Consider the following 25351-nt stretch of genomic DNA (forward strand, 5'->3'; position numbering starts at 1 on the left):
GGGGCTTCTCCTGCGTCGAAGCCTCGACGTGAACCGAACTGCCTTCCCCGACGCGGGGCTTGCGCCCCGTAATGTTCCCTTCGTGTGAGGTCTCCACGGACGGGACGGAGTCGGGACGTGACCTTCGTGGAGCCGGCCCGCCGTGGACGGCCGGTCATGAGTGACGGCCGTGAGTGAGCCCGTGGGATCTCCCGTGCCGGCCCCGGAGCCCGGGCGGCGGTCGTCGGCGCCGCTGCTCGCGGTGTGCGCCGGGTACTTCATGGTGATCCTGGACGTGACGGTCATCAACGTGGCCGTCCCGGTGATCGGCAGGGAACTGTCCGCCTCACTGACCGGTATCCAGTGGATCACCGACGGATACACCCTGGTCTTCGCCGGGTTCCTGCTGACCGGTGGGGCGCTCGGCGACCGGCTGGGCAACCGCTGGATCTTCTGCTGCGGCGTGGCGGTGTTCACGGTGTCCTCGGGCGCGTGCGCGCTCTCGCCGAGCGCACCCTTCCTGATCGTGGCCCGGCTGGTGGAGGGGCTCGGCGCGGCGCTGATCGTGCCCGGCTCCCTGGCGCTGCTCCAGCAGGCCTACCCGGCGGGGGCCGAACGCTCGCGGGCCTTCGGGCTGTGGGGTTCGATGGCGGGCCTCGCGGCTTCTGCCGGGCCGCTGCTGGGCGGACTGCTGGTCACCACGGTGGGCTGGCGGTGGGTGTTCCTCATCAACCTGCCCGTCGGCGTGGCCTGCCTGTTCCTGACGCTGCGGAACGTGGTGCGCTCGCCGCGCCGTGCGAGCCGGGCACTGGACTGGCCGGCGCAGGTCGCGGTCGTGGCGGCTGTGGCGCTGCTGACGGCGGCGCTCAACGAGGCCGGACGGCAGGGCTGGTCCCATCCCGCCGTCCTCGCCGGTGCCGGCCTGTCCGTGCTGGCCGCAGCGTCGTTCGCGGTGCGCGAGCGCCTGGCCCGGGCTCCCACGCTCCCCCTCGGACTGCTGCGTTCGCGTGCGATGAGCGGCGGAGCGGTGATCGGCCTGCTGTTCAACTTCGCCTTCTACGGCATGATCTTCACCGCGAGCCTGGAGTTCCAGCACGAGCGCGGCTACAGCGCCCTCGGCGCCGGGGCGGCCCTGTTCCCGGCGGTGGCGATGACCATGTTCGCGTCCGTACTGTCCGGGCGTCTCAGCCGGCGGACCGGCGACCGCCCACTGGTGGTCTCCGGCATGCTCCTCGCCGGCCTGGGGCTCGCCGGGTGGGCCGCCGCGGGAACCGATCCCGCGTACCCGCTGCTGGTGGCTCCGATGATGGCCGCCGGGTTCGGCACGTCGTTCGCGCTCACCGGCTCGACCGCATCGGTGATGGGTGCCGCACCGCCGGAGTACTCGGGTGCCGCCTCCGGCCTGTTCAACACCACCCGCCAGATCGGCAGCGCCACCGGCGTGGCGCTCGGCGGCAGCCTCCTCGCCACGGCCGCCGCTGCGGGCAGCGGGCTGCGCACCAGCATGGCCATCGGCGCCCTCGCCTACCTGATCGCCGCGGGCCTCGCATGGCTGTGCGTGCCCGCGAAGCCCGAAAGGACGAAGGGTTCTTGAGGCCGCCCGACGGACGGAGACAGGCTGCGCCTCAGCCGCCAGAGGGGATCGCCCGGCGGCAGAGAGATGGGATCCGGGCCCGGAATACAAGATCGTCAGGGCCTTCCGGTTCCGTCCGCGCGCGGGCTATCCCTGAACGGACGCCCGTGGACCCTGGCGTCATCCGCAGGGAAGGGGACCTGTCATGGACGGCTGGTACGTGGACGACCGCTGCACCAACTGCGACGCCGCCCGTCAGCTCGCGCCCGGACTCATCGGTGAGCGAGCCGGGAAGTCCGAGATCCTGCGCCCGCCGCGCGACGAGGGGGAGTTGCGGCGGTTGCACGCCGCCGCGTTCGCCTGCCCCACGCGCTCAATCCGCCCCCTGTCCGGTCGGCCCGACGATGCGCTCGACCCGTTCCCCATGGCTCTCGATGACAAGGTGCTGATCTGCGGGCACAACTCCGGGCGAACCGCGGGGGCCAACTCGTATCTGCTCGTGCGGGCGTCGGGTGCGGTGATGATGGTCGACACCCCGCGCTGGAGCCCCGAACTGGCCGGGCGTTACGCGACGTCGGGCCGTGTCACCGATGTGCTGCTCACCCACCGCGACCACGCCGCGCACGGCCGCCGCTACGCCGACCACTTCGGAGCCAGGCTGTGGATCCACGAGGGTGACCTCGACGCGGCACCGGACGCGGATCGTGTGATCCGTGGCCGCGAGCGCGTGGAGATCGGTGAGGGAGTCACCGCCCTTCCGCTGCCCGGGCACACCGAGGGCAGCGTGCTCTACCTCGCGGACGACCGGTACTGCTTCAGCGGAGACAGCTTCTACTGGTCGCGCTCGACCGGCGATCTGGAGGTGGCGGAGAGCGTGACCTGGTTCTCCATCGAGGAGCTGGCCGCGTCGCTGACCAGAGCGGCCGGACAGGTGCGCTTCGAGTGGGTCCTCCCCGGACACGGCGACCGGCGCCATCTCGCCGCGGGTGAGATGTCCCGGCGGCTGCAGGCCCTCGCGGAACGGACAGGGCGGCTGCGGCCCCGACCCGTCGACTTCACTGCCGTCAGGTGGTGACGGCGCGGGCCCGTCCTGCTGTGTCGAAACACGGCCGCCGGCGGCGAAGAGCCTGCCGTCGTCCGGGCCGTCCGGGAGCAGGGCGTCGCCCGTCCGCACCAGCGCGCCGCCGGTGAACCCGAGGGCCCGGCGCGGCACCCCGAAGTGAAAATGCCAGGCCAGGGGGTTGCCGGACGGCGATCCGAGCCCGCGCGCGTCGCGGCTGCCGGTGCTGTACTGGCCGGGTGAAGCGCAAGCACACATCGGCGTCTTCCTCGAGCACCGGGCAGTCCGGCAAGGCGGCTTCCGAGGCCGGCCGGGCCCCGCAGACCGAGGAACAGCGCCGCAGGGTTCGGCTCATGATCGAGATCACCGCTCGGGCAGGGGCGTACCGGAAGGGGCTGGTGACGGCCGTCGGCCGCCTCAGCCCGGAGGAGGCGTCGATCCTCGCCGATCTGGAGCGGAACGGGCTTCAGGTGCCGCAACTGCACGACGTGCTGTGCGGCGGCCATGTGCTGGTGGACGATCCGCGGCTGTACGAGGACTGGCGGTCCGCCAAGGGCAGCCGGGCGCGGCTCTCCAGCCACCACCGGGACATCGACAAGGAGCGCTATCCCGACATCGGGATGCGCGGACAGGTCGTACGGGAGAAGCTGCACGGCCGCACGGCGCAGGGCACCTGGGTGCAGCTGGAGAAGACTCCGGCCGCGTTCGGCAAGAGCAAGCTGCCCAGCCTGAACGACCTCCGGCACCTCGCGGACTACGTGGTGTACCGGGTCACCCGCAGCAATGTGGGGCCCTGGGGCCTGTCGCGGATGACGGAGCGGTACCCGATGTACCTGTCGCCGGTCCTGGCAGTGCCCACGTCCCTCACGCCTCCGGTCGCGCGGTCCCTGACCCGGGCACTGCGCCGGATCGAGACGGATGACGATGTGACCGCCGTTTCCCAGGACCTTGCGTCCCGATTCCCCCCGCCCGACCGGGAGGACCTCTCCGGCGAGCTGGGGCAATCGCTGTCCGGCAGGGCCGGAAGGGGCCTGTTCGGCAGTTCCGAGGTGTGGGTCACCGAGACGCCGTCGCGCAGCGCCGCCGACGTTCTGCGGGAGGAACCCCCACCGCCCAGAACGGCCCGTGCCTGGCTGGAGCGGCCGGAGAGACGGGACGGACCGGAGAGAGGGGCAGCATGAGCGACGCGGAACGCGACGGGTCTTCACCGGAGCCGGAGATCGGCGATGCGTCGGTCCCCGAGGGACTGGTCTCGGCCGTGCTGCACCTGGTGGACACCGGGCCGGTACTGCTCGGTGCGTACACGATCGCGGAGCTCACGGCCGTTGACGCGATCGTCGACTTTCTCGAGGCCCGTCCGTCGGACGAGGTGCTCGCCGAGGCCGTCCGGTCGCTCGCAGCACGCCAGTTGCTCGTGGCGGGATCCGACGGCGAGCAGGTCCAGGTCAGAGGAGACCTGGGCATCACCGTGGCGTTCCAGCGGCGGGCCCGGATGGTGCTCGACGCCCGTACGACGGGCACGGGCCCGGGGGAGCCGTGGCGGATCCTGCTGCTCCCCCAGCCCGAGCAGATCTGCCTGATGGTCCGTATCGACGCGCTCGGCGTCCACCAGATCGGCCTGTACAAGCTCGAGGAAGCGCTCCGCGTGCTCACCGACTGGCTGCCACGGGGCCACCTGGCCGACCCCGACCAGCCCATGGACACCGATGCCGTGCTCGCCGCGTCGGAGCGTTCCGCGCTGGTCACCATCACCCACTACACCGCGCAGGGATCGGCCGAGGTCGCGTCCGACAGCACCGATCTGATCCTCGCCCGCAACGACGGACGGCTCCATGTCCTCTCCCGGGACCCTCGCGACCGGGAGACCCTGGTACCGGACAGGGCGGACGGCAGGGACGGCGTGCGCGACAGGCTCGTCGGCCTGCTGACATAGCGGCGACGCAGTCCGGTCTCCCCGCCGGGCGGACGGCCACCCCGGACCGGTCGGTCCCGGGGCCTGGGCCCACCGGGGCAGGCGCCGCCCGGGCCGTTCGACCTGCTGGGCCATGGCCCGGGGCGGCGGCGACGGGCACCGTTGGGAGCGATCCAGTCAACCGGAATCAGCTCGTCGGGAGGACCGCCATGGCTTCCAGCGAAACGCTCCACCGCAAGGACTGGCGGACCGCACTCGATGACCTCAACGCCGAGCACAAGGGAGAACTGGTCACCATCGAGGTGCTGGACCCGTCGGTGGGGCACCAGTACGTGGCAGAGCGCCTGCCGTTCTCCTCACTCGGATACGACCCGAGGGACGACGCGGTGATCGTCGCCGTCGGCGGGGTTCCGCCGCGGTACCCGGTCGTCCTGCGGCACATGGTGCCGCACCCCAAGGGGGTCGAGGTCGCGACGCGGGACATCCCGGAGCCCGCGGTCCGGCTCGTCGATCCGGACGGGAGCATCACCTTGATCACCTTCTACCCGGCGGAATCCGGGAAGCGAGCCTGAACTCGCCCCGGCCGGCTCACCGCCCCTCAGGCCGGTCCGGGGCGTCCCCTGTGGCGGCGCGGCGTCTGCGCGTGAGCCGAAAAGAACGCCCCTCCGGTCGGAGGGGCGTTTCGCGTCCGGTCGGCGGCTTCGGGCCACGAGACGTCAGGCTGTCCGGCCGCCGGTGGTCAGGTGCCCGGTGGTCAGGTGCGCAGGGTGTGGCTGGGCAGCTGACCGAAGACGTCCTGGTAGGCGGCCGAGAACTTCGCGGGGTTGGGGAAGCCCCAGCGGGCGGCGACGGAGTCGACCTTCGCGCCGGAGGTGGGATCGGCGAACTGGAGGTCACGACGCGCGCGTTCGAGGCGGACGCGACGCAGATACCCCAGCGGACTCGTTCCGTACTGGCGGACGAAGCCGTGCTGCAACGAGCGCGGGGACACGGACACGGCCGCGGCGATGTCGGTCAGCGTGAGGGGCCGGTCGGCGTTCATCTCGATGAACGCGACCGCCCGGCGCAGCACCGCAGGCGCTATCTTGCCGGGACCTGGCTGGTAGTCGGCCGTCATCGTGCTGTTCGGGAACGTCTTCACCGCCGCCGTGCCGAGCAGATTGAGGGTCCGTGAGTAGACCAGCGGCTCGGACAGAGGGCTGTCGGGGGACTCCAGCTGACTGGCGACGAAGCCGACCGTGGAGCGCCAGAACCTGTCCATCGCCGGGGAGACCGGTGTCGTTCCGACGAAGCCGAATCCACCTTGCGCGCCGTACTCGGCTGCCGCCTCCTCGGCGGCCTGGAGGGGCACCGAGATGACTTCCTTGTTGAGCCGGTCCCAGCTGATCGTCAGGGGAGCGCCGATGGGACAGACCGCGGTGTCCCCCATGCGGAGCCTGGTCTCCGTGTCACCACCGGCGAAGGTGAGGGTGCCTCCCCGGACGAAGACGAACATCAGGTAGTTGATAGGAGCGCATTCGATGCTCATGGCCGAGTGCGTGAGATGGTCCAGGCTCATCTGTCCGGCGGTCGTACGCCGGCCGTCGAACGTGAATTCATCGGTCTGCCCGTACTGCGGATGGAAGGCGCCGTACATCTCGGCGCTCAGAACTTCCGCCGCTCCGGGATCCGTCGTACGGAACTCGGACTGCTCGACCGGCAGCCGCTCGATATCCACCGACATGGTCGCCTCCCCGCTCAGCACGGGCTGCACCTGTTTCAGGCCTTCTCATTCGACGGTACTCCTCACCGCGCCGGGCACGGACCGACAGCGGAAGGGCGAGGAGCGGCCACCGCTTCCAGTTCCGTAATGCCTGCTCAGTGGGCATGCGCTCACAGACGGAGGTCCGTGGACACAGGCTGTTCGGCCCGGTCGATCGGCGCCGGAACAGGCGCCGGGGGCGGTGCCAGGGACGGGCGGTGCCGGGCGCCGTCGGCGGGACGGACAGCTCCACGGCCGCGGAGCGGGCGTGGCGGGGCCGCCGCGCCGGTCGGGGCGGGCTTCCGGCTCACCCGGTCCGGTCGCCTGCGATCCCCCACGGATCCTCCGGCACCCCCGCCCGCTGGTCACCGGTACGTGCGCGCGCGCTCCCCGCAGTGCGGGCAGTCCGGATCGCCGTCCGCCCAGTGCCAGCAGAAGAGGACTTCCGCCCCGGTCTCCACCGCGAGGCGGTCCGCGAGCACGCGGCCACGCTCCTGATGGGCCTCGCGGTCCGCGTCCGTCGCCGGGTGGCGGCCGGACCACTCGCTGTGGGCATCGATCCACGTCGACCACGCGAGCAGATCCGCGGCCAGTCCCGTGGAGATCCCCAGGTGCACGGGGTTCAGCATGCCGTGCAGCTCACGCCGGGGACGGTCACGGACGGACGGCGCGGTGAACCTCCCCCACACCGGGAAGGCCCCGTAGTCGTGGAACACGTCCAGCCGGAGCGTGCCGTCGGGCCGGGCCTGCGGACACGTGTAGTGGTGACGCCGGAACTCCTCCATGACCGCCTCCCCGTTCCCGCCGCGCAGGCTCCTTCCAGTTGCGCAGGATCCGGGCGCCCACCCTAAGCACGGCCGCCACGTACGGGCGCCCCGTACGACGGAAGAGGCCGGCGGGGACGCGTCGTGGAGCGGCACCGGGCGGGCGGCAGGCGAGCATGTCGGGACCTGGAACTCCTCCCGCACCGAGGCGATCTGATGCCCGACCACGACAGGCCCGCCCCGTCCTCCGCCGACGCGGCACTCACGTGGATCCGGCGGCACCGGCCGCACGAACACGCGTTGTTCGGGGTCACGTACGGACTCGTACTGGCCAGCGCGCTCGTCGCGGCGGTGGAGAATCCGGGGGAGAACCCCGATCCGGTGGCGGATCTGCTGTGGGTGCTGCTCACCGCTGTGGCGACGGCGGCCGCCCACGGCTATGCGCACGCGGTCGCCCACCGCGCCGCCGAACGCCGGACCACCACGACGAGTGCTGTGGGGACGGTGCTTGCCGAGTGGCCGCTGGTCGCCGCCGTGCTGCCCACGGTCGTGCTGATCTGCTTCGCCGTCGCGGGGTGGTGGGGCGAGGCCGAGGCAGTGGAGGCGGCGCTGTGGTTCAACGCCGTCGCCCTCTTCGCGTGGGGCACCTGGGCCGCCCGCATCGCGGGGCGCGGATGGCCGGCGTCGTTCCGTTCCGGCGGCGTGGACCTCGCGATCGGACTCGTCATCATCTTCGCGAACTCCCTGATCCACTAGGCCCTGTCCCAGGTCATTGACTTCAACGAAGGTTCAAGTTGAAGACTCGCGCCATGGAGACCACAACCGAAGTGCCCCCGAGCGGGGCCGTCCTCATGCACAACACGATGAAGATCACCGAGGGGCATCTGGAGGGTTTCAGGGAGGCCATCCGGCGTGCGGTCGCCTTCGTCGAGGAACACGGGCCGCAGCTCATGGTCAGGGTGTTCGTCGAGGAGTCCGAAATGCGGGCCCACAGTTTCCAGTTGTACGGGGACTCCGAGGCGATCCGGACCCACTGGAAGCTGTCCGACCCCTATATCGCCGGGGTGATGGAGCACTGCTCCGTCGAACGGCTGGACCTCTACGGAGACCCGGACGAGGACGTGCGGGCCGCGCTCGCGCCGGGAGCCGCGGGCCCCTTCCCCGTGAGCATCACTCCGCTCTTCACGGGATTCCTCCGCCTGGACGCGGCCGGGAACGCAAGCACGGACGGGAGCACGGACGGGACCACGGACGGGGCATCACACACCGCCGCCCGATAGATCCGGAGCGGCTCGTACCGCCGTGACCTGCACATCTGGTGACGTTCACTCCGCTTCGGGGAGATCCCGGAGCGGAGTTACGCATGAGTAGCACTTACTCACGAATACCTCCTCGGCACGTGTTGGGCTCGGGCACTGCGGAGGCACGGCTGCGATCCATGACGGCCGCGCCGCCGCGTACCAATGACCGATCAAGTGCTGAGGAAAACCATGCGCAACCGTCTCCGGCTCCACGCCGTAAGTACGACAGTCCTGGCCGCCTGCTGTCTGGTGATCACCGGCTGCGGGCCCGAGGACAAGTCCGGCGCCCCCGCCACGTCCACCAGCTCCACGGCCAGCCCCGGCAAGGGGTCCCCGGACGGAGCCGGGAGCACCGGCAAGGACAACCAGGGCTCCGGTGAAGGGGGTTCGGCAGGCGGGGAGGCCGGGGACGGCGGCATCGGCAACCACAAGCCGGACCCGAAGGCCTGCACCTCGAAGAACTCCTCGATCACCATCAGAACGTCCGTCGGCTCGGGCAAGGGTGCGATACAGCTGATCAACAACAGCGGCAAGGAGTGCTCCGTCTACGGTGCGCCGAACCTGGTGCTGAAGTCCTCCGGCGGCGTCGTCCTCAACGACGATCCCCGTACCGACGAGACCAAGGAGGCGCCCCTCGTCGCCGTCCCGGCCAACGGCGGCGTCGTCAGTGCCGATCTGACCTACGAGAGCGGCCCGGTGAGCGAAGGCGGCTCCCAGGACGGCGTCTCCTGCGGCGACCCGGCCGCCTCGGCGGAGGTCTCCAACCAGGACGCGACCTGGCAGGCGGAGATCCGCGCCAACGAGGCCGGGAACGCCGACCCGGTCGAGGACGGGATGATCGTCTGCGGTCCGAAGACCACCGTGGGGCCGTTCCAGGAGTGAGCACGAGGTGTGACAACGGCAGCGCCGGCGCCGGGGGATCCGGTTCCACAATCGCCCGGACCGGCCGCCGTCCACCGTCCGCATGCCTTTCCCGGCTACCGGGCCTTCGCAGGGGAGTAGTGATTACTCATGCGTATCTCCCCGTTCCGTTCAAGAATCCTGGCTGTCGCACGGACCCCGTACGACGGGCCCCTCGCGTGACCGGCGGGGGGCGCTTCTTCCAATGACCGTCCCCCGCGGCCCCCCCACTGTCGCGGGCGCCGGTTCGAGCGAGGAATGGGGATGGGCCAGGTGCCGGTTTCACGTCGCAAGATGCTGACCTTCGCCGCAGCGGGTGTGGCTGCGGCAGCCATCGACGCGGGCGGCGGGGGCCGTGCCGCGCTTGCCGTATCGGAGCTGTTCTCCTCGGGCACCCCACTGCCCAGGAAGGGAGCCGGCACCACGCTCAACAGCACGGTTCTGCCCGGGCCGCCGGACGGGAAGGGCTTCAGGAAGCTCGTCGAAGGCGGGGGCGAGAAGCATCTGCTGCGCACGGACATCACGTCCGTACGGGCGGAGAAGCTGAAGCCGCTCGTGGCGTTCGGGCACCTGAGCGATCTGCACATCGTCGACGACCAGTCGCCGTCCCGGGTGGAGTTCCTCGACCGCTACAACGACGACCCGGACTCGGGCTATCCCTTCTCGGCCGGCTACCGCGCGCACGAGTTCCTGTCGCTGCACCTCGTCGACGCCATGTGCCGTTCGCTCAGACAGCTCGGCGAGGGCCCGAGAACGGGACTCCCCCTCTCCTTCACGGTGGTGACGGGTGACGCCGTCGACAACGCCCAGCTGAACGAGACCCGTTGGTACATCGACCTGCTCGACGGAGGGAAGTCCGTCCAGGCGAACTCCGGTTCACCCAGCAAGGACGAGAGCGTCGCGAACGGGACCTTCGGCCGCAACGATCACTACTGGCGGCCCGAGGACCCGGCGGACCCCGCGAACCGCTACGGCAGCCGCGGATTCCCCCAGATCCAGGGCCTGCTGGGCGCCGCGCGCAAGCCCTTCACCGGCGGCGGCCTGGGGATGCCCTGGTACGCCGTCTACGGGAACCACGACGTGATGGCGCAGGGCAACCTGCCCATCGACACCGACCTGCCGTTCTTCCACTCGCTCAAGTACCACACCGTCAACGGCTCCAAGTGGACCGAAGGCCCCGAACTCCCGGGCAAGTTGGAGGACGTGGACCTCTTCGACGTGATCAAGGCCGTCTTCGACGGCGTCGAGTCCGAGGACGTCACGGCCGATCCGGCCAGGCGCCTGCTGAGCCCCGGGGAGTTCGTCGAGGAGCATCACCGCACGAGCGGCCTGCCGCAGGGCCACGGATTCGAGGCCGGGAGCGAGAAGGCCTACTACGCGATACCGGCCGGCGAGAACGACGTCATCCAGTACATAACCCTGGACTCGACCAACCCCGGCGGGCTCGACAACATCACGCACAACGCGAACGGCGGGATCGACGAGGACCAGTTCAACTGGCTCGAGGAGCGGCTGAAGGAGTCCAGCAGCACCTACTTCGACGCCTCGGGCAAAGCCGTCACGCAGCAGGGGGTACGGGACAGGCTCATCGTCGTCTTCTGTCACCACCCGATTCACACGATGACGAACCTCGAGAACGACTACCGCTCGGGCGAGGAAGTGGAAGCCCTGCTGCTGCGCTTCCCCAACGTCGTCCTGATGGCGAACGGTCACACTCACCGCAACGAGATCAGGCCGCACGCACGGCCCGCGGGCCACGCCAAGCCGGGCGGGTTCTGGGAGGTCTCGGCGGCCGCGCACATCGACTGGCCCGTCCAGAGCCGTGTCATCGAGATCGCCGCAGGTCAGGACAGTGCGGGCAAGGAGTCGATCTCGGTCTTCACCACCGTGCTCGACATCGACGCACCCCTGTCCAACGGCGGCGACCTGAGCAACCCGCGTGCGCTGGCGTCCCTGGCACGGGAGTTGTCGGTCAACGACATCCAGGTCGACGAGAGCCACCGCGGCGGCGAGAAGGACCGCAATGCCGAGTTGCTCCTGCCTGCTCCGTTCCCCGTATCCGGAATGAAATCGCCGCGCAAGGGCTCTGTCGCGCGCCGCTCCGGAGCTCGCGAAGAGCCTGTGCAGACCGGCTGACGCGGGCGTTTCCGTGCGTAGAGTTGCGCCATGGAGGACTCTCGTATGCCGGCGTCAGGGGCGGGCTGGCCCCTGTACGGACGGGACGAGGAGCTCGGCCGACTCACAGGGGCACTGACCGCCAACCGCTTCTCCGGGCTCATCGTCTTCGGCCGGGCCGGCGTGGGCAAGTCGCGCCTGGCCGAAGAGTGCCTGGCGGTGGCGGCGCGGGCCGGTTTCCGTACCGGGCGGGCCGTGGCGAGCAACGCCGCCGCGGCCGTGCCCCTCGGTGCCATCGCGCACCTTCTGCCGACCGGGGTTGACCTCTCCGACCCGGTGAGAGGCTTCGCCGCGGTGGCCGAGGCCATCCGGGGCGGCCGTGATCCGCGGGAGCGGCACGCGGTGTTCGTCGACGACATCCATCTGCTCGACGCGACGTCGGCGATGCTGCTGCGCCAACTGATGGACGCGGGCGTGATCACGCTCATCGCGACGATCCGCACGGGGGAGCACGCCACCGAGGCCGTGCAGGCGCTGACCTCGGGCGAGGCGATTCTCCACGTTGGGCTCGACGCGTTCGACCTTCAGCGGACCGAAGGGCTGCTCCAGGAGGCGCTGGACGGGCCGGTCGCCCGCAGCACCGTGCGCGACCTGCACGAGGCCTCCGGCGGGAACGTGCTCTTCCTGCGCGAACTCGTACGGGGAGCGCTGGAGAACGACACGCTCACCAGCGACGGCGAGGTCTGGGAGGCCGTCCCGGGCGACTGGACGACGGTGCGGCTGGCCGAACTGATACGCGTGAAGGTGGACGCCGTCGCCGGGCCCGGCCGTGACGCTCTCGAACTCCTCGCCAGCTGCGGGTCACTGCCCCTGGCGGCTCTCGAGGCGGACGTACCGCAGCACGTGCTGACGGAGCTCGAACGCAAGGGCCTCATACGCTTCGGCACGGACGGGCGCCGCACACGCGTCTCGCTGGCACACCCGCTCTACGAGGAGGTCCTGCGTACCGCTGTTCCGAACCTGCGGCACAGGGCGATCCAGCTCGAACAGGCCGACAGGATCGAGGCGTTCGGGGCACGCAGACGCGGTGACGCGCTCCGCATCGCCACGTGGCGGCTCGACGCCACCGGCAAGGCCGATCCCGCTCTCCTGCTGCGCGCCGCCCGACTCGCCCACTACGCGCACGACCACCCGCGGACCCTCGCCTTCCTCAACGCGCTGCCGGAGTCGCACCACGACACCGCGACCCGGCTCATGCTGGGCGAGGCGTACTTCATCACGGGCAGCTGGGACCTCGCCGACGCCGTTCTCGCGCAGGCGGCCGAGTCCGCGAGCGACGAGGCCGAACGCATAGCGATCACCGTGACCAGGACGACGAACCTCCTGGTGAGCAACACACCTCTCGACGAGATCCTCGAGGTCAACGAGGCCGTGCGTAATGCGGCCTCCCATGAACTCCTCCGCGAACCACTCCTGGTCAACGAGGGGTTCCTCAGACTCGCCAGCGGTCAGCCCGTCGCGGGCCTGGAGTTGCTGGACCGGCTCGACCCGCACGCCGACCTGTCCATCGACAGACGGATGTGGCTGTGCGGGGCGGCGGTTCGAACCCTTGGGCTCGCCTTCGTGGGCCGCGTGAAGGAGGCCGTGGACTGGGCGGAAGGCGCGTACGCCGCACATGTTCTGACGGACGAGGAGGCACGCCCCGCGCACCCGGCCGTACAGCAGGGGACCATGGTCCTCGCACTCGCGGAGGACGGGCGGCTCGGGGAGGCCGCGGCGCTCTGCGAGAGCGTGAGCGTCGATCTCGCCATCCACAGCCCTCTGTTGAGGATCTTCCCGGCGCTGCTGAGCGCGCGAACGCAGTGGCTTGCCGGTCATCCCGCGACGGCCCGCCGCATGTACGCCGAACTGGCCGCGCTCGCCCGCCGGGAACACCAGGTCAAGGTGCTGCGCTTCGCCCTGAGCGGGCTCGCCGCCTGCGCGGCCGTCCTCGGGGACACCGAAGCGGCGGGGAACGCGCTCACCGAGCTGAACTCCATGGCCGGAGGAGCCCCCGGCTACTTCTCCGTCGGGGAGGAACAGCTCGGCGAGGCCTGGCTGCTGGCCGCGGGCGGTCATTACAGCAGGGCACGAGGCGTGCTGATGAAGGCGGCGGACGCGGCGCGCGCCACCGGCCATCTCGCGTCCGAGGGGCTGCTGCTGACCGATGTCGCACGCCTGGGCGGTGCGGACGCCGTCGCGGCGCGCCTCGACGGGATCGCTGAGCGGTGCGACGGTGAACTGGCGGCGGTGCGTGCCCGGCTGGCCGCGTCGCTCTCGGCAGGTGACCCCGATCAACTCCTCAAAGTCACTGATGAGTTGGAGGCCCTGGGTGCTCATCTTCCGGCCGCGGAGGCCGCCGCCGCTGCCGCCGGCATCTGGCGCCGCCGTGGTGAGAGGCGTCAGGCGACGGCCGCGTCGGTGCGCTCCGGCGCCATCACGGAGGCGCACTGCGAGGGGGCCAGGACCTTCCTGCTCGACACGGTGCGGGCCGCGACTCCCCTGACCGACAGGGAACGTGAGATCGCGACACTGGCTGCCGCGGGTGAACCGAGCAAGGAGATAGCGGCGGCGCTGACCCTGTCCGTGCGTACCGTCGACAACCATCTGCAGAAGGCCTATGCCAAGCTCGGCATCGCCACCCGCCGCGAACTCGCCGCCCACCTGGGGCACTTCGGGTCCGCCGGACCCTGAGCGGCCTTCTCCGGGCCCGGTCCGGCTCCGGCTCCGCTCGTGATCCGCGACTGGCTAGCCGTCCGAGCCGGTGGCCGGCTCCGGTACCTCGACGACGAAGAACAGGAAGCACGTCTTGGTCGAAAGGTCGTGGAAGTCGTCGGGGAACAGGTCACGGGCGGCCGGGTCGGGCTGCGGCTCGCTGATGGCGGTAAGGCGGAAGCCGGCGGTGGTGAAGGCGTCGGTCATCGCGTGGATCGGCTTGCGCCAGAACCTCATCGGGACGGACCGCCCGTTGAACGTCCAGTCGAAGGTGTAGCTGGTGGTCGCGAAGTAGTCGGGCCGGGGGTCCTGGAACGTGTAGGCCACGAACGGGTGCTCCACCGACGCGATCAGCCGGCCGCCGGGCCTGAGTACTCGCCGCAACTCGGCCAGCGTCGGCCCCCAGTCCTCCAGGTAGTGCAGCACCAGCGACGCGACCACGTCGTCGAACGCACCGTCGGCGAACGGCAGTCGGTCGCTCAGGTGGACCACGTGCAGGGCCACGTCGTCGCCGAGCCGCCGCCTGGCCAGGGCCAGCATCCCGGCGCTGGCGTCGATGCCGGTGACGACCGCACCGCGGTCGCGCAGCGCGGCGGACAGCGGGCCCGATCCGCAGCCGGCGTCCAGGATCCGGCGGCCGGCCACGTCTCCGGCGAGGGCCAGCATCGCGGGACGCTCGTAGTAGGCGTTCACGAGGCTGTTCTCGTTCTCCGCCGAGTACGCCTCGGCGAAGCTGTCGTAGTCGTTCGCCCGGTCCCGCGCCGCGGACGGGATTGAGTTCTCGGGCACGTCGGTCACGCGACCCATCGTCTCAGCCCATAGGCCCTGATCCGCCCGAAAGGCCCTAACCGCGACCGTACTTCGCCTCGGCCTTCCAGAAGAAGACGAACCCGCCGGCACCGAGAAGAACGGCCCAGAGGGCAGCAGCGAGCCACACGTGCGGCGGCAGGTTGGACGAGGAGTATCCGTCGATCAAGGCGAACCGGATCAGGTCCATGTAGATCGCCGCAGGGTTCCATTGGAGCAAGTCGATGACCCAGCCCGGCACGCCCTTTCGCCCTTCCAGCATCAGCGGGATGCTGAACATCACGCCGGACGCATACATCCACGTGCGAAGAATGAAGGGCATCAACTGCGCCAGGTCCGGTGTCTTGCTGCCCAGTCGTGCCAGGACCATCGCCAGCCCGGTGTTGAAGACGAACTGGAGCACCAGGGCAGGAATCACCAGCAGCCAGGAGAGTCTCGGGTAACTGCCGAAGGACACGACGAACGCGAGCACGACGATCATCGAGAAGAGCAGTTGCTGGAGCTGCTGCAACGACAACGAGATCGGCAGCGAGGCGCGGGGGAAATGCAGGGCCCGAACCAGGCCGAGGTTTCCTGAAACCGCTCTGACGCCGGACAGGGCGGAGCTCTGGGTGAAGGTGAACACGAATACGCCGGTCACCAGGAACGGTATGTAGACCTCCGTCGCCATTCCTCGGCCCGTCTCCAGGATCAGCCCGAAGATGACGTAGTAGACACCGGCGTTGAGAACCGGCGTCACCACCTGCCACAGCTGCCCCAGCTTGGCCTGGCTGTACTGTGCCCGCAGTTTCGACCGCGAGAAGGTCAGAATGAAGTGGCGCCGATGCCAGAGTTGCCGCACGTACCCGGGCAGGGTCGGGCGGGCTCCGCTGACCGTCAGCCCGTACTTCTCCGCCAGCTGGGCCGGAGTGAGTCCGGCGTCTTCTGGATTTCCGGGAGGTCTTGTCGTCGAACTCTGAGTGACAGTCATCAAAAGGTCCTGGAGCCCCGTTTTCGCCTGGTATGTACGTGGTCGCGAGGCGGTGGCCCGACGGCCGCCGCCTCAATTGCGATACTCCCCCTCGTCGCACGGATTCGCCACCGCATCGGGAAGTCGAGGACGCGGGCCTTCCCGTGCGGCCCGGTGCGCGTGGGCGTTCGGAGGTGTCCTACGAGGCCCCGGGAAGTATCTGCTCCGTCCAGATGACCTTGCCGTCCTTGGTGTAGCGGGTGCCCCAGCGGTCGGCGAACTGCGCGACGAGGAAGAGGCCCCGTCCGCCCTCGTCCGTCGTTGCGGCGTAACGCAGATGGGGCGAGGTGCTGCTGTGGTCGGAGACCTCACAGATGAGGGCACGGTCGCGCAGCAGGCGCACCTTGATCGGCCCGGCGGCGTACCGGATCGAGTTGGTGATCAGTTCGCTGAGGATCAGCTCGGTGATGAAGCCCTGTTCCTCCAGACCCCACTGGGCGAGCTGGGAGGAGACTGCGGCGCGCACGCCGGCGACGGCCGACGGGTCCGACTCCACACTCCACTCCGCGACCTGGCCGGGATCCAGCACCCGCGTACGGGCGACGAGCAGGGCGATGTCGTCGCCCTGGCGGTCGGGGAGGAGCGCGTCGAGCACCGCGTCGCAGCTCTCCTCGGGCGACTGGTCCACGTGCGCCACGGCATCGCGCATCAGCTGGAGCCCGATGTCGATGTCCTTGTCGCGGCGTTCGACGAGACCGTCCGTGTAGAGCACGAGCCTGCTGCCCTCCGGAAGCCGCAACTCGGCGGTCTCGAAGGGTAGTCCGCCTATGCCGAGGGGCAGTCCCGGCGGTACGTCGGGGAACTCCACGGTGCCGTCGGGGAGTGCCAGCGCGGGCGTCGGGTGTCCCGCCCTCGCCATCACGCACGTGCGGGCGACCGGATCGTAGACCGCGTACAGGCAGGTGGCGCCCGTTATCGCCGTCTCGTCGCCCGCGTCGATCGCGTCCTTGTCGATGCGGGCGGCCAACTCGTCGAGGTGACCGAGGATTTCGTCCGGCGGCAGATCGAGGGCGGAGAAGTTGTGCACGGCTGTGCGCAGGCGGCCCATGGTGGCGGCCGCGTGCAGGCCGTGCCCGACGACGTCGCCGACGGCGAGCGCGACGCGTGCGCCCGGCAGCGGGATGACGTCGAACCAGTCACCGCCGACTCCCGCCTGAGCGGGCAGATACCGGGAGGCCACCTCGACGGCACTGTGCTCCGGCAGGGCACGCGGCAGCAGGCTCCGCTGCAGGGCGACGGCCATGCCGTGTTCGCGCGTGTACCGGCGCGCGTTGTCGATGGACACCGCGGCGCGGGAGGCCAGTTCGGCGGCGAGGGAGAGGTCGTCGTCCTCGAACGGCTCGGGCTTCTCCGAGCGCCAGAAGTTGACCACGCCCAGCAGCACCCCGCGGGCGCGGAGCGGCGCGGCGATGAGCGAGTGGATCCCGTACTCCAGGACCCGGTCGGTGCGTTCGGGGTCCTGCTCGCGCCATCCGGCCGCCTCGCTCAGCCGGGGCTCGATCACCGCCTGACCGCTCTCGAAGCAGCGGCCCTGCGGCGAGAGCGCGTCGAACCTGATCAACTCCTTGAGCGGATACAGGGGTTGATCGTCGCGGATCCCGTGGACGGCTGTGCGCCGCATGGACGGCCTGCCGCCGCTCGGTTCGTCCCCGCGCAGCACGGCCTCCGCCAGGTCCACGGTGACGAAGTCGGCGAACCGCGGGACCGCGACCTGCGCCAGCTCCTCGGCGGTGCGCCGCACACCGAGGGTGGTTCCGATGCCGCCGCTGGCGTCGTAGAGCAACTCGAGGCGCTTGCGGGCGACTTCGACCCTGCTGGAGAGGAGTCGCAGTTCGGTGGTGTCACGGATCGTGGCGACCCAGCCGGGAGGCCCTCCGTTGCGGTCGGTGGAACGATTGTTCACGGCGAGCAGCCTGCCGCCCGCAGGCAGCACCTCGTCGGTGGCAACGCGCCCCGGATACAGCAGCGCGCTCATGGGGGCCTCGAGGCCGAGCTCGGAGACGTCGCGCCCCTGGGCGTCGGGGGGCAGGTCGAGCAGCCGGGTCGCCTCGTCGTTGGCGAGCAGCAGCCTGCCCTCGCCGCTGACGATCAGCACACCCTCGTGGACGGCGTGCAGCACCGCGTCGTGGTGCTCGTACATGCGCGTCATCTCGAGCGTGCCGAGGCCGTGGGTCTGTCTGCGCAACCGCCGGCTGACCAGGGCCGTGCCGCCCGTGGCGAGCGCGAGCCCGGCGGCCGCGGCGAAGAGCAGGATCGGCAGCTGCCGGTTCACGACGCCGCTGACCTTGTCGACCTTGATGCCCGCGGAGACGAGGCCGACGACCTTGCCGTCCTGACCGGTCACGGGCACCACGACCTGGACGATGCGGCCGATGGTGCCCTCGATGGTCTCGGCGTGCACACGTCCGGCGAGGGCAGGCCCGAGCGTGCCGACGAACTTCTTCCCGATCCTGTCCCTGAGCGGGTGGGTGTACCGGATGCCCTGATTGTTCATCACGACGACGAAGTCCACGCCCGTACGTTTCCGGGCGGCCTCGGCGGGCCCCTGGAGCCGTGCGCTCGGATCGGACGAGCGGAGCGCGCTCACCGTCCCCGGCGAGTTCGCGAGGGTCTCGGCGACGGCGAGCGACCGGTCGCGGGCCGCCTGCGTACCGTCGCGCCGCACCTGGAGCACCAGCGCGACGACGGCGGCGACGACGAGCAGCAGCACCACGACGACCTGCAGGACGAAGACCTGCCCCGCGACGCTTCCCCCACCCAGCACCGGCCGCCGCAGGCGCCTGCCGGGGTTCAGCGTTGCGGCCAGGGCCCGGGGACGTGTCAGCGGTCCTGCCATTGCCCCTGTTTACACTGCTTGTCCCTGTCAGTCGACAGGCGGTCGGCTGGCTCGAAGGTGTGGTGGAACACGGGGCGGCCTGCCCGCACGCCCCGTGCCCGCTCCTCGTGCGCTCCCTCCGGACTCCTCACGTCATCAGGCTTCGGCCTTCTCGGCGCCGCTCTTCCCGGGGCCCTCGAGCGCCGTGCCCGGCTCGGCGGTGCCGCGCGGCATGAGGATCAGGGCGGCCATGGCAAGCACGCAGCAGCCGACCATGTACCAGCTGATGCCGATGCTGGAGTCGGTGCTCTCGAGGATCGCCGCGGCGATGAGCGGTGCCGGGCCGCCCGCGATCACCGAGGCGAGCTGGTAGCCGAGGCCGGCGCCGCTGTAGCGGACGTTCGCCCCGAAGCTCTCGGCGATCAGCGCGGCCTGCGGCCCGTACTGGATGTCGTGGAAGAACAGCGACAGCACGATGGCGGCCATCACCAGTCCCGAGCTGCCGGTGTTGAGCATCGCGAAGTACGGGAACGCGAAGGCGCCGACGCAGGCGATGCCGATCCCGTACGTCAGCCGGCGCCCGATGATGTCGGAGAGATATCCCCACAGCGGAACGCTGACGAGTCCCACGGCCGCGGCGATGAGGGTGTCGTTGAGCAGCTCTTCCTTGGACAGCCCCACCTTCTCTGTGCCGTAGGTGAGGACGAAGGTGATGAAGAGGTAGAACGGCGCCTGTTCGGAGAGGCGCACGAAGGCGGAGGTGATGACCTCGCGGGGCTGATCGCGCAGCACGCGCAGCACCGGCATCTTCACGACCTCCCGCTCCTCCTTCACCTCCTGGAAGGCCGGGCTCTCCAGCACGCGCAGCCGCACGTACATGCCGATGCCGATCAGCACGAAGCTCGCCAGGAACGGCACGCGCCAGCCCCAGCTCTCGAAGCCGTCGCCCGATGCGGAACTCATCAGCTGGACCATGGCGGTCGAGGCGAGCAGCCCGACCGGGACGCCGAGCTGCGGCCAGCTGGCCATCAGCCCGCGGCGCTTCTTGGAGCCCCACTCCATCGACAGCAGGACCGAACCGCCCCATTCGCCGCCGACGCCTATGCCCTGGACGATGCGGAGGAGCACGAGCAGCACCGGCGCCGCGATGCCGATCGACGCGTATGTCGGCAGCAGCCCGATGAGGAAGGTGCTGACTCCCATCAGCATCAGCGTCATCACCAGGGTCGACTTGCGCCCGACGCGGTCGCCGAAGTGGCCGAATATCGCGGCGCCGATGGGGCGCGCCGCGAAGCCCACGAACTGGGTGCCGAAGGACGCGAGCACGCCGACGTACGCGGACTGGCCGGGGAAGAAGAGCTGCGGGAAGACCAGGGCCGCGGCGGTGCCGTAGAGGAAGAAGTCGTACCACTCGATGGCGGTGCCGACCGTGCTGGCGACCACTGCGCGGCGTCGCTGGCTGCGCACGGTCCCCGGCTCGGTTGCGGGTGTGGACGTGGTCATGGCGGACTCCTCAGGGTGGACTGGCCAGTGATCCACTGAACGAGAGATGCCGGAAGGTTCGAGCCAATGGGGCGCCCTGTCAAGGGAATGCGCCGCACGGCCTGCGGACGGGGCGGCGGCCGGTGGAGAACGAAGCACGACGAGGCGGATCCTGTGAGGAAGTCGGCGGAAGGGTGCCGCCTCAGCCGGCGGGCCGGTGCCTCGCCGGGCGCCCTCAGTGGTCCGGTTCCTCAGTGGTCCCAAGGTCCCCGGTGGTCCTCAGTGGCGGAGTTTCCGGCGGATCCCGTCATAGGTCAGCCCGTCCCAGCCGAGGCGGGCGAGCGTGCGCCCGGTGTGCCGGTAGTCCTCGCCGCCGAGCGTGGAGAACAGGCTGACCAGAGCGTCGGTCATCGGGGTCGGCACGGCGGCGCGTTCCGCGAGCTGCGTCAGGGGGACGAGCGTGGAGGACACGTCCTCCCTGAGAAAGCGGTGGTCCAGGGAGCGCGGCGCGGTGATGTCCCGGTAGACGCGCACGCTGCGCATCGCCTCCAGCAGCGTCTCGCCCTCGCAGCCGTAGTAGCGGTCCAGGAGTTCCACCATGGACGGGACGGGTGCGTCGTACGCCTCGCCCACGCGCTGGAACTCACGTTCCACTTGCTCCATGAGGACCACGGTCCGCTCGGAGAGCCCCTCGCGGTAGAAGAGGAGTTCCTCCGCACGGTCGATGCGGCTGATGTTGGCCAGGGCGATCGTGGCGTGCGCGACGGCGCCGAAGTCCGTGAGACCCCGCTGCACTTGGCAGCCGGCGCGCTCGAGTCCCGGGAAGAGCCCGCGCAGACGCTCTTCGTGCCGTTCGGTAGCCGCGCGGTCGAGGCCTGTGAAGAGGTTCCACTTCTTCTCGCCGTGGATGACCACGCCCTCGTCCTCCCAAGCGCGTGCCGCGAAGAGGGCGTCGGTCTCCACCACGTCGACGGGGCGGCGCCGCATCCGGCCAGCGCATGGCCGAACTCGGCGCTGCCGCAGAGCTTTCCGGAGAAGAGCACGACGACGTGACCGGACCGGAGATGAGGTGCGAGGGCGGCGGCGACGGACCGGTAGGCGGTGGTGACGGTCGCGACGAAGAGCACTCCGCACCGTTCGACGGTCTCCTTCAGGTCGCTGCCGACGGCGGCCAGCGGGAAGCGTCCATGGAGCAGTCCCCGTGCCCGGATCTCACGGGAGCGGCCGATCGCCCGGATCCGCCCGGGGTCGCGGGTGTGCAGATGAACCGGCTCGCCGCGGGACGCCAGGTGAGCGGCGAGAGCCAGACCTTCGCTGCCGGCTCCCAGAACCCCGGTCTCGCCGGAGCGGCGTTCAGGGGACACGCCCGCAGTACCTCCTGTGGTCCTCGCCGGCGGATGGTCGGTCCGCCCGGCGTGCACCAGCGTAGGGCTCGCGGATCATCCGCCCGAAGGCGCCCCCGTCCCTTTCGTGCCGACCTGTACTGCGGTGAACCGACCGGCACCGACCGGCGATCGGCAGGTATGGCCGACGGACCGGTGCGCGCCGCGAACGCCGAACGGGACGGCGCCCGAAGGCGGTTGCTCACTCCCCGGTGGCGCCCGGAGGGGTCCGGCGGCCCATGCGGTCCCGGATCGGCGCGTAGTGCCTGACGATCGCTCCGCGCAGCAGCGCGCTGTCCGCCGCGCCGATCGCGTCCAGGACGGCGACGTGCGCGGAGGCTGTCTGAGCGAGGTCCGTCGTGCCGGGCAGCGCGCCGAGGGCGATGGAGTGGACGTCCCAGAAGGCGCCGGTGAGCTGAACGGCGAGCGCGTTGCCGGTCGCCTGCATCAGCAGCAGATGGAACTCCCGGTCCTCCGCGAGGAACTCCTCCCCGCGCGCCGCCCGTTCGTGCATCGTCGCGGTCAACTCACGCATGGCGGACATCACTTCGGGAGTCGTCCGCTCGACGATCACCTCGGCGAGGCTCGTCTCGATCAGCTCGCGCACGTCGATCAGGTCGGCCATGACGTCCTGGTCGTCCTGCGCGTTGAGCATCCCGCGGAAGGCCAGCGACTCCACCATCGCCGTGAGGCCGAGCCTCCCCACGTAGGTGCCGTAGCCGTGCCGCACCTCGACGATGTCGAGCGCCGACAGCGTCTTCATCGCCTCGCGGATGCGTGACCTGCTCACGGCGAGCTGCTCGCTGAGCTCGTTCTCGGTGGGCATCGGATCGCCGGGCGCGAGCCTGTTGAGGAGGATGTACTCCTTGATCCGGTCCACCACGGACAGCTCCGCCGGGCGGGAGCCGCGCAGATCACCGCCGCGAAGACGGGGCCGGTCACGCGGATCACGGGAGTCGCGGAGGCGGCGGGCATCGAGGGGGCCGTGCTCCGCGGGAAGCTTCTTCGCCGGCATCCGAGGGCGGACCTCCGAGGTCAGGAGCGACCTCGCGGTCGCCCGGGCGTGTGCGTCCCGACATCGGACATCCTATGTCCGCTTCCACAGGTCCCGGCCGGGGGCCAAGGCGGTCTTGCCGCGCCTGACTGCGCCCTCTAGCGTCAGGACATCAGACATCTGACGTCCGATGTGGGGGCGAGGGCAGGCCATGACCGACAAGAGCGAGAGCCCAGAGCGCCGGACGCCCTGGTACCGGGAGATATCCGGCACGCAGTGGCGTTCCTTCACCGCCGCCTGGCTCGGCTATCTGCTCGACGGCTTCGACTTCGTGATCATCACGCTCGTGCTGACCGAGGTGACCGACGAGTTCGGCCTCTCGCCCGTGACCGCCGCAGCACTGGTCTCCGCGGCGTTCATCTCCCGGTGGTTCGGCGGGCTCGCGCTCGGGGCGTTCGCCGACCGCTTCGGACGCAGGAACGCCATGGTCGTCAGCATCGTCCTGTTCTCCGCCGGGTCGGCGCTGTGCGCCGTGGCCCCCGCCTACTGGGTGCTCTTCGCGGCCCGCCTGCTGATCGGGCTCGGCATGGCGGGCGAGTACGGATCGAGCTCGACGTACGTCATCGAGTCGTGGCCGGAGCACCTGCGCAACAAGGCATCGGGCTTTCTGATCAGCGGATTCTCCATCGGGGCCGCGCTGTGCGCCCAGACCTACCGGTTCGTCGTGCCCGAGTGGGGATGGCGGGCCCTCTTCGCCGTGGGCCTCGTACCGATCGTGGTCGCGCTGTGGCTGCGCCGTGCGTTGCCCGAGTCCGGCGACTGGCAGCGGGCGCGTGACGCGCACAAGGCGGGAGCGCGGGGGACGCCCGACATGTTCCGCACGCTCTACCGGAGCGCACGCGCACACATCAACGCCGCCAACACGGCGCTGACGCTCGTCGCCTTCGGCGCCCTGCTGCTCGTCTTCGCCGGAATCGTCCAGGGTGCGGTTCCCGTGACGGGCCTCGCGGTCGTGGTCACCGCGGTCTTCGTCTGCTTCATGGTCCAGTTCTCGGGACGGAGGTGGCCGACGGGAGTCACGCTGATGATCGTCGTCTTCACGGCGTTCCTGTACTCCTGGCCGATCCAGGCCCTGCTGCCGACGTATCTCAAGTCGGATCTCGGGCTCGACCCCGGACACGTGGCCGACCTGCTCTTCTTCTCCGGCTTCGGCGCGGCCGCCGGCTGCGTGCTCGGCGGCTTCCTGGGCGACCGCTTCGGCACACGCAGGGCGTACTGGACGAGCCTCGTCGTCTCGCAGGTCCTCGTCTTCCCGGTCTTCCTCGCCGGGAGCGGGTCGCTGTTCCTGCTCGGGGCGCTCCTCTTCCTCCAGCAGGTCTTCGGGCAGGGCATCTCGGGTCTGCTGCCGAAGTGGATCGGCGGCTACTTCGCGGTGGAGCAGCGCGCGGCGGGCCTCGGCTTCGCCTACAACGTGGGCGCGCTGGGCGGTGCGGTGGCGCCCGTGCTCGGTGCGGGACTGGCGCAGACGATGCCGCTCGGCACGGCTCTGGCGGTGCTCTCCTTCGCGCTGACGGCAGTCGTGATCGTCCTCGTGGCGGTGAACGCACCGCTCCGCGCGCAGCGAGCGCTCGCGCCCGCGCACGTGTGGGAGACGGACGCCCTCGATGTCATTCCACGCGCTCCGGCACCGGCGGCAGTTGCCGACGCCGGGCGGGAAGGCATGACCCCATGACAACCTCCGCGCACTCCGGCCGGTCGTCCGGCAAAGGCCCCGCGACCCGACGCCCACCGCTCACGGGCGGCGTCGTGCCGCCCCTCGTCACCCCGCTCACCGAGGACCGCACGCTCGACATCCCCTCGTTCGAGCGGCTGATCGGCCGGCTCCTCGCGGCCGGGGCCGACGGGCTGTTCGTACTCGGCTCGACGGGCGAAGCGGCGTTCTGCACCGACGAGTTGCGGACCCGGGTCATCAGGGAGGCCGTCCGTGTCACGGAGGGGCGCGCGCCGGTCCTCGCGGGCGTCATCGACACCCAGACGGGCCGGGTCCTGCGGCAGCTCGAAGCCGCTCAGAAGGCGGGTGCGGACGCGGTGGTCGCGACCGCGCCGTTCTACGCCGTCACCCACGCCCCGCAGATCAGGCGCCACTTCGAGATCCTCGGCGAGCGGGCGGACGTACCGGTCTACGCGTACGACATCCCGCTCTGCGTGCACACGAAGCTCGACCCGGACATGCTCGTCGAGCTCGGGCTGAGCGGGGCGCTCGCCGGGGTGAAGGACTCCTCCGGCGACGACATCTCCTTCCGGCGGCTCGCGCTGCGCAACCGCGCCGAGGGCGGACCGCTCACCCTCTTCACCGGGCACGAGGTCGTCGTCGACGGGGCATACCTCGCGGGCGCGGACGGCGTCGTGCCCGGCCTGGCGAACGTCGACCCGGACGGGTACGTACGCATGCACGCGGCCTTCCGCCGAAGCGACTGGGCGGCGGTGCGCACCGAACAGGACCGGCTCGCGGCCCTCATGGAGATCACCCGCGCCGGCTCGTCGGTCACGGGGTGGGGCGCGGGCGTCGGTGCGTTCAAGACCGCGCTGATGCTGCAAGGGGTCATCGCGCACAACCAGCTGCCCGAACCCTTCGAGGCGCTCGACGGCGACGACGTGGAGGCCGTCAAGGCGATCCTCGGTACGGCGGGCCTGCTCCCACCGTCACTCCCCCCGCTTCCCTGACCGCGTTCTTCCGCGTTCTTCCCCGTTGTTCCCCCGCTT

Annotated in this window: 20 protein-coding genes and 1 pseudogene; 12 read left to right on the plus strand and 9 right to left on the minus strand. The window is 70.5% G+C overall.

The window, feature by feature from the left end; translation table 11 throughout:
- The first annotated feature begins 169 nt into the window (after positions 1–169).
- From I004_RS0127970 to I004_RS0127990, 5 genes are all read left to right on the plus strand, one after another.
- Positions 170–1573, plus strand: a complete 1404-nt coding sequence (locus I004_RS0127970; protein WP_486580508.1) for an MFS transporter — start codon at positions 170–172, stop codon at positions 1571–1573.
- Positions 1574–1757: 184 nt separating this feature from the next.
- On the plus strand, positions 1758–2627 hold the full coding sequence (locus I004_RS0127975) for an MBL fold metallo-hydrolase (RefSeq protein WP_028438188.1): 870 nt from the start codon (positions 1758–1760) through the stop codon (positions 2625–2627).
- Positions 2628–2965: 338 nt separating this feature from the next.
- Positions 2966–3793, plus strand: a complete 828-nt coding sequence (locus I004_RS0127980; RefSeq protein WP_158677133.1) for a hypothetical protein — start codon at positions 2966–2968, stop codon at positions 3791–3793.
- A complete protein-coding gene (locus I004_RS0127985; protein ID WP_028438190.1) occupies positions 3790–4545 on the plus strand; it encodes a hypothetical protein in 756 nt (251 codons plus the stop codon). The genes I004_RS0127980 and I004_RS0127985 overlap by 4 nt, the downstream gene beginning before the upstream one ends.
- Before the next feature lie 188 nt (positions 4546–4733).
- The gene (locus I004_RS0127990; protein WP_028438191.1) at positions 4734–5096 is read left to right on the plus strand and encodes a DUF5335 family protein; all 363 of its coding nucleotides are present in this window, start codon (positions 4734–4736) and stop codon (positions 5094–5096) included.
- A 182-nt stretch (positions 5097–5278) separates the two neighbouring features.
- On the opposite strand, the gene I004_RS37790 is transcribed toward I004_RS0127990, so the two are convergent.
- The gene (locus I004_RS37790; protein WP_158677134.1) at positions 5279–6247 is read right to left on the minus strand and encodes a helix-turn-helix domain-containing protein; all 969 of its coding nucleotides are present in this window, start codon (positions 6245–6247) and stop codon (positions 5279–5281) included.
- 383 nt (positions 6248–6630) lie between these two features.
- Positions 6631–7050 (minus strand): hypothetical protein, encoded by a 420-nt coding sequence (locus I004_RS0128000; protein WP_028438192.1) that lies wholly within the window; start codon positions 7048–7050, stop codon positions 6631–6633.
- 195 nt (positions 7051–7245) lie between these two features.
- On the opposite strand from I004_RS0128000, the gene I004_RS0128005 reads away from it, so the two are divergent.
- The 5 genes from I004_RS0128005 to I004_RS0128025 all read left to right on the plus strand — a co-directional run bounded on the left by I004_RS0128005 (position 7246) and on the right by I004_RS0128025 (position 14078).
- Positions 7246–7785: a hypothetical protein gene (locus I004_RS0128005; protein WP_028438193.1), complete on the plus strand. Its 540-nt coding sequence runs from the start codon at positions 7246–7248 to the stop codon at positions 7783–7785.
- A gap of 53 nt (positions 7786–7838) precedes the next feature.
- Positions 7839–8309: a hypothetical protein gene (locus I004_RS36595; RefSeq protein WP_051345527.1), complete on the plus strand. Its 471-nt coding sequence runs from the start codon at positions 7839–7841 to the stop codon at positions 8307–8309.
- A 210-nt stretch (positions 8310–8519) separates the two neighbouring features.
- Positions 8520–9212 (plus strand): DUF4232 domain-containing protein, encoded by a 693-nt coding sequence (locus I004_RS0128015; protein ID WP_028438194.1) that lies wholly within the window; start codon positions 8520–8522, stop codon positions 9210–9212.
- Between the two features lie 282 nt (positions 9213–9494).
- The gene (locus I004_RS36600; RefSeq protein WP_051345528.1) at positions 9495–11366 is read left to right on the plus strand and encodes a TIGR03767 family metallophosphoesterase; all 1872 of its coding nucleotides are present in this window, start codon (positions 9495–9497) and stop codon (positions 11364–11366) included.
- 30 nt (positions 11367–11396) lie between these two features.
- Complete coding sequence (locus I004_RS0128025; RefSeq protein ID WP_486580512.1) at positions 11397–14078, plus strand: helix-turn-helix transcriptional regulator; 2682 nt, start codon at positions 11397–11399, stop codon at positions 14076–14078.
- A gap of 54 nt (positions 14079–14132) precedes the next feature.
- Here I004_RS0128025 and I004_RS0128030 read toward each other — a convergent pair whose 3' ends face one another.
- The 7 genes and pseudogenes from I004_RS0128030 to I004_RS0128055 all read right to left on the minus strand — a co-directional run bounded on the left by I004_RS0128030 (position 14133) and on the right by I004_RS0128055 (position 22609).
- Positions 14133–14906, minus strand: coding sequence for a class I SAM-dependent methyltransferase (locus I004_RS0128030; protein WP_028438196.1), 774 nt, complete (start codon positions 14904–14906; stop codon positions 14133–14135).
- 37 nt (positions 14907–14943) lie between these two features.
- A complete protein-coding gene (locus I004_RS0128035; RefSeq protein ID WP_028438197.1) occupies positions 14944–15876 on the minus strand; it encodes an ABC transporter permease in 933 nt (310 codons plus the stop codon).
- A gap of 178 nt (positions 15877–16054) precedes the next feature.
- A complete protein-coding gene (locus I004_RS0128040) occupies positions 16055–18751 on the minus strand; it encodes a SpoIIE family protein phosphatase/ATP-binding protein (protein ID WP_051345529.1) in 2697 nt (898 codons plus the stop codon).
- 135 nt (positions 18752–18886) lie between these two features.
- Positions 18887–20233 (minus strand): MFS transporter, encoded by a 1347-nt coding sequence (locus I004_RS0128045; RefSeq protein WP_051345530.1) that lies wholly within the window; start codon positions 20231–20233, stop codon positions 18887–18889.
- Positions 20234–20491: 258 nt separating this feature from the next.
- Positions 20492–21199 (minus strand): NAD/NADP octopine/nopaline dehydrogenase family protein, encoded by a 708-nt coding sequence (locus I004_RS36605; protein ID WP_199779477.1) that lies wholly within the window; start codon positions 21197–21199, stop codon positions 20492–20494.
- Positions 21200–21258: 59 nt separating this feature from the next.
- Positions 21259–21633, minus strand: a pseudogene (locus I004_RS39995) (NAD(P)-binding domain-containing protein); the annotation flags it as partial.
- 163 nt (positions 21634–21796) lie between these two features.
- Positions 21797–22609, minus strand: a complete 813-nt coding sequence (locus tag I004_RS0128055) for a FadR/GntR family transcriptional regulator (RefSeq protein ID WP_078511882.1) — start codon at positions 22607–22609, stop codon at positions 21797–21799.
- A 190-nt stretch (positions 22610–22799) separates the two neighbouring features.
- Between I004_RS0128055 and I004_RS0128060 the strand changes: the two genes are divergently transcribed.
- Both I004_RS0128060 and I004_RS0128065 read left to right on the plus strand, forming a co-directional pair.
- Positions 22800–24320 (plus strand): MFS transporter, encoded by a 1521-nt coding sequence (locus I004_RS0128060; protein ID WP_106965461.1) that lies wholly within the window; start codon positions 22800–22802, stop codon positions 24318–24320.
- Entirely contained in the window at positions 24317–25312 is a 996-nt protein-coding gene (locus I004_RS0128065) for a dihydrodipicolinate synthase family protein (RefSeq protein ID WP_078511883.1), read from the plus strand. The genes I004_RS0128060 and I004_RS0128065 overlap by 4 nt, the downstream gene beginning before the upstream one ends.
- Positions 25313–25351 lie beyond the last annotated feature (39 nt).

The organism is Streptomyces sp. TAA486 (assembly GCF_000426165.1).

Bases quoted from the DNA above. Each gene is read 5' to 3' on its own strand.
- I004_RS0128005 (WP_028438193.1), top strand. From the start codon at position 7,246: ATGCCCGACCACGACAGGCCCGCCCCGTCCTCCGCCGACGCGGCACTC.
- I004_RS36600 (WP_051345528.1), top strand. From the start codon at position 9,495: ATGGGCCAGGTGCCGGTTTCACGTCGCAAGATGCTGACCTTCGCCGCA.
- I004_RS0127980 (WP_158677133.1), top strand. From the start codon at position 2,966: ATGATCGAGATCACCGCTCGGGCAGGGGCGTACCGGAAGGGGCTGGTG.
- I004_RS0128030 (WP_028438196.1), bottom strand. From the start codon at position 14,906: ATGGGTCGCGTGACCGACGTGCCCGAGAACTCAATCCCGTCCGCGGCG.
- I004_RS36595 (WP_051345527.1), top strand. From the start codon at position 7,839: ATGGAGACCACAACCGAAGTGCCCCCGAGCGGGGCCGTCCTCATGCAC.
- I004_RS36605 (WP_199779477.1), bottom strand. From the start codon at position 21,199: ATGCGGCGCCGCCCCGTCGACGTGGTGGAGACCGACGCCCTCTTCGCG.
- I004_RS0127975 (WP_028438188.1), top strand. From the start codon at position 1,758: ATGGACGGCTGGTACGTGGACGACCGCTGCACCAACTGCGACGCCGCC.
- I004_RS37790 (WP_158677134.1), bottom strand. From the start codon at position 6,247: ATGTCGGTGGATATCGAGCGGCTGCCGGTCGAGCAGTCCGAGTTCCGT.
- I004_RS0127985 (WP_028438190.1), top strand. From the start codon at position 3,790: ATGAGCGACGCGGAACGCGACGGGTCTTCACCGGAGCCGGAGATCGGC.
- I004_RS0128065 (WP_078511883.1), top strand. From the start codon at position 24,317: ATGACAACCTCCGCGCACTCCGGCCGGTCGTCCGGCAAAGGCCCCGCG.
- I004_RS0128025 (WP_486580512.1), top strand. From the start codon at position 11,397: ATGGAGGACTCTCGTATGCCGGCGTCAGGGGCGGGCTGGCCCCTGTAC.
- I004_RS0128000 (WP_028438192.1), bottom strand. From the start codon at position 7,050: ATGGAGGAGTTCCGGCGTCACCACTACACGTGTCCGCAGGCCCGGCCC.
- I004_RS0128015 (WP_028438194.1), top strand. From the start codon at position 8,520: ATGCGCAACCGTCTCCGGCTCCACGCCGTAAGTACGACAGTCCTGGCC.
- I004_RS0128045 (WP_051345530.1), bottom strand. From the start codon at position 20,233: ATGACCACGTCCACACCCGCAACCGAGCCGGGGACCGTGCGCAGCCAG.
- I004_RS0128060 (WP_106965461.1), top strand. From the start codon at position 22,800: ATGACCGACAAGAGCGAGAGCCCAGAGCGCCGGACGCCCTGGTACCGG.
- I004_RS0128035 (WP_028438197.1), bottom strand. From the start codon at position 15,876: ATGACTGTCACTCAGAGTTCGACGACAAGACCTCCCGGAAATCCAGAA.
- I004_RS0128040 (WP_051345529.1), bottom strand. From the start codon at position 18,751: ATGGCAGGACCGCTGACACGTCCCCGGGCCCTGGCCGCAACGCTGAAC.
- I004_RS0128055 (WP_078511882.1), bottom strand. From the start codon at position 22,609: ATGCCGGCGAAGAAGCTTCCCGCGGAGCACGGCCCCCTCGATGCCCGC.
- I004_RS0127990 (WP_028438191.1), top strand. From the start codon at position 4,734: ATGGCTTCCAGCGAAACGCTCCACCGCAAGGACTGGCGGACCGCACTC.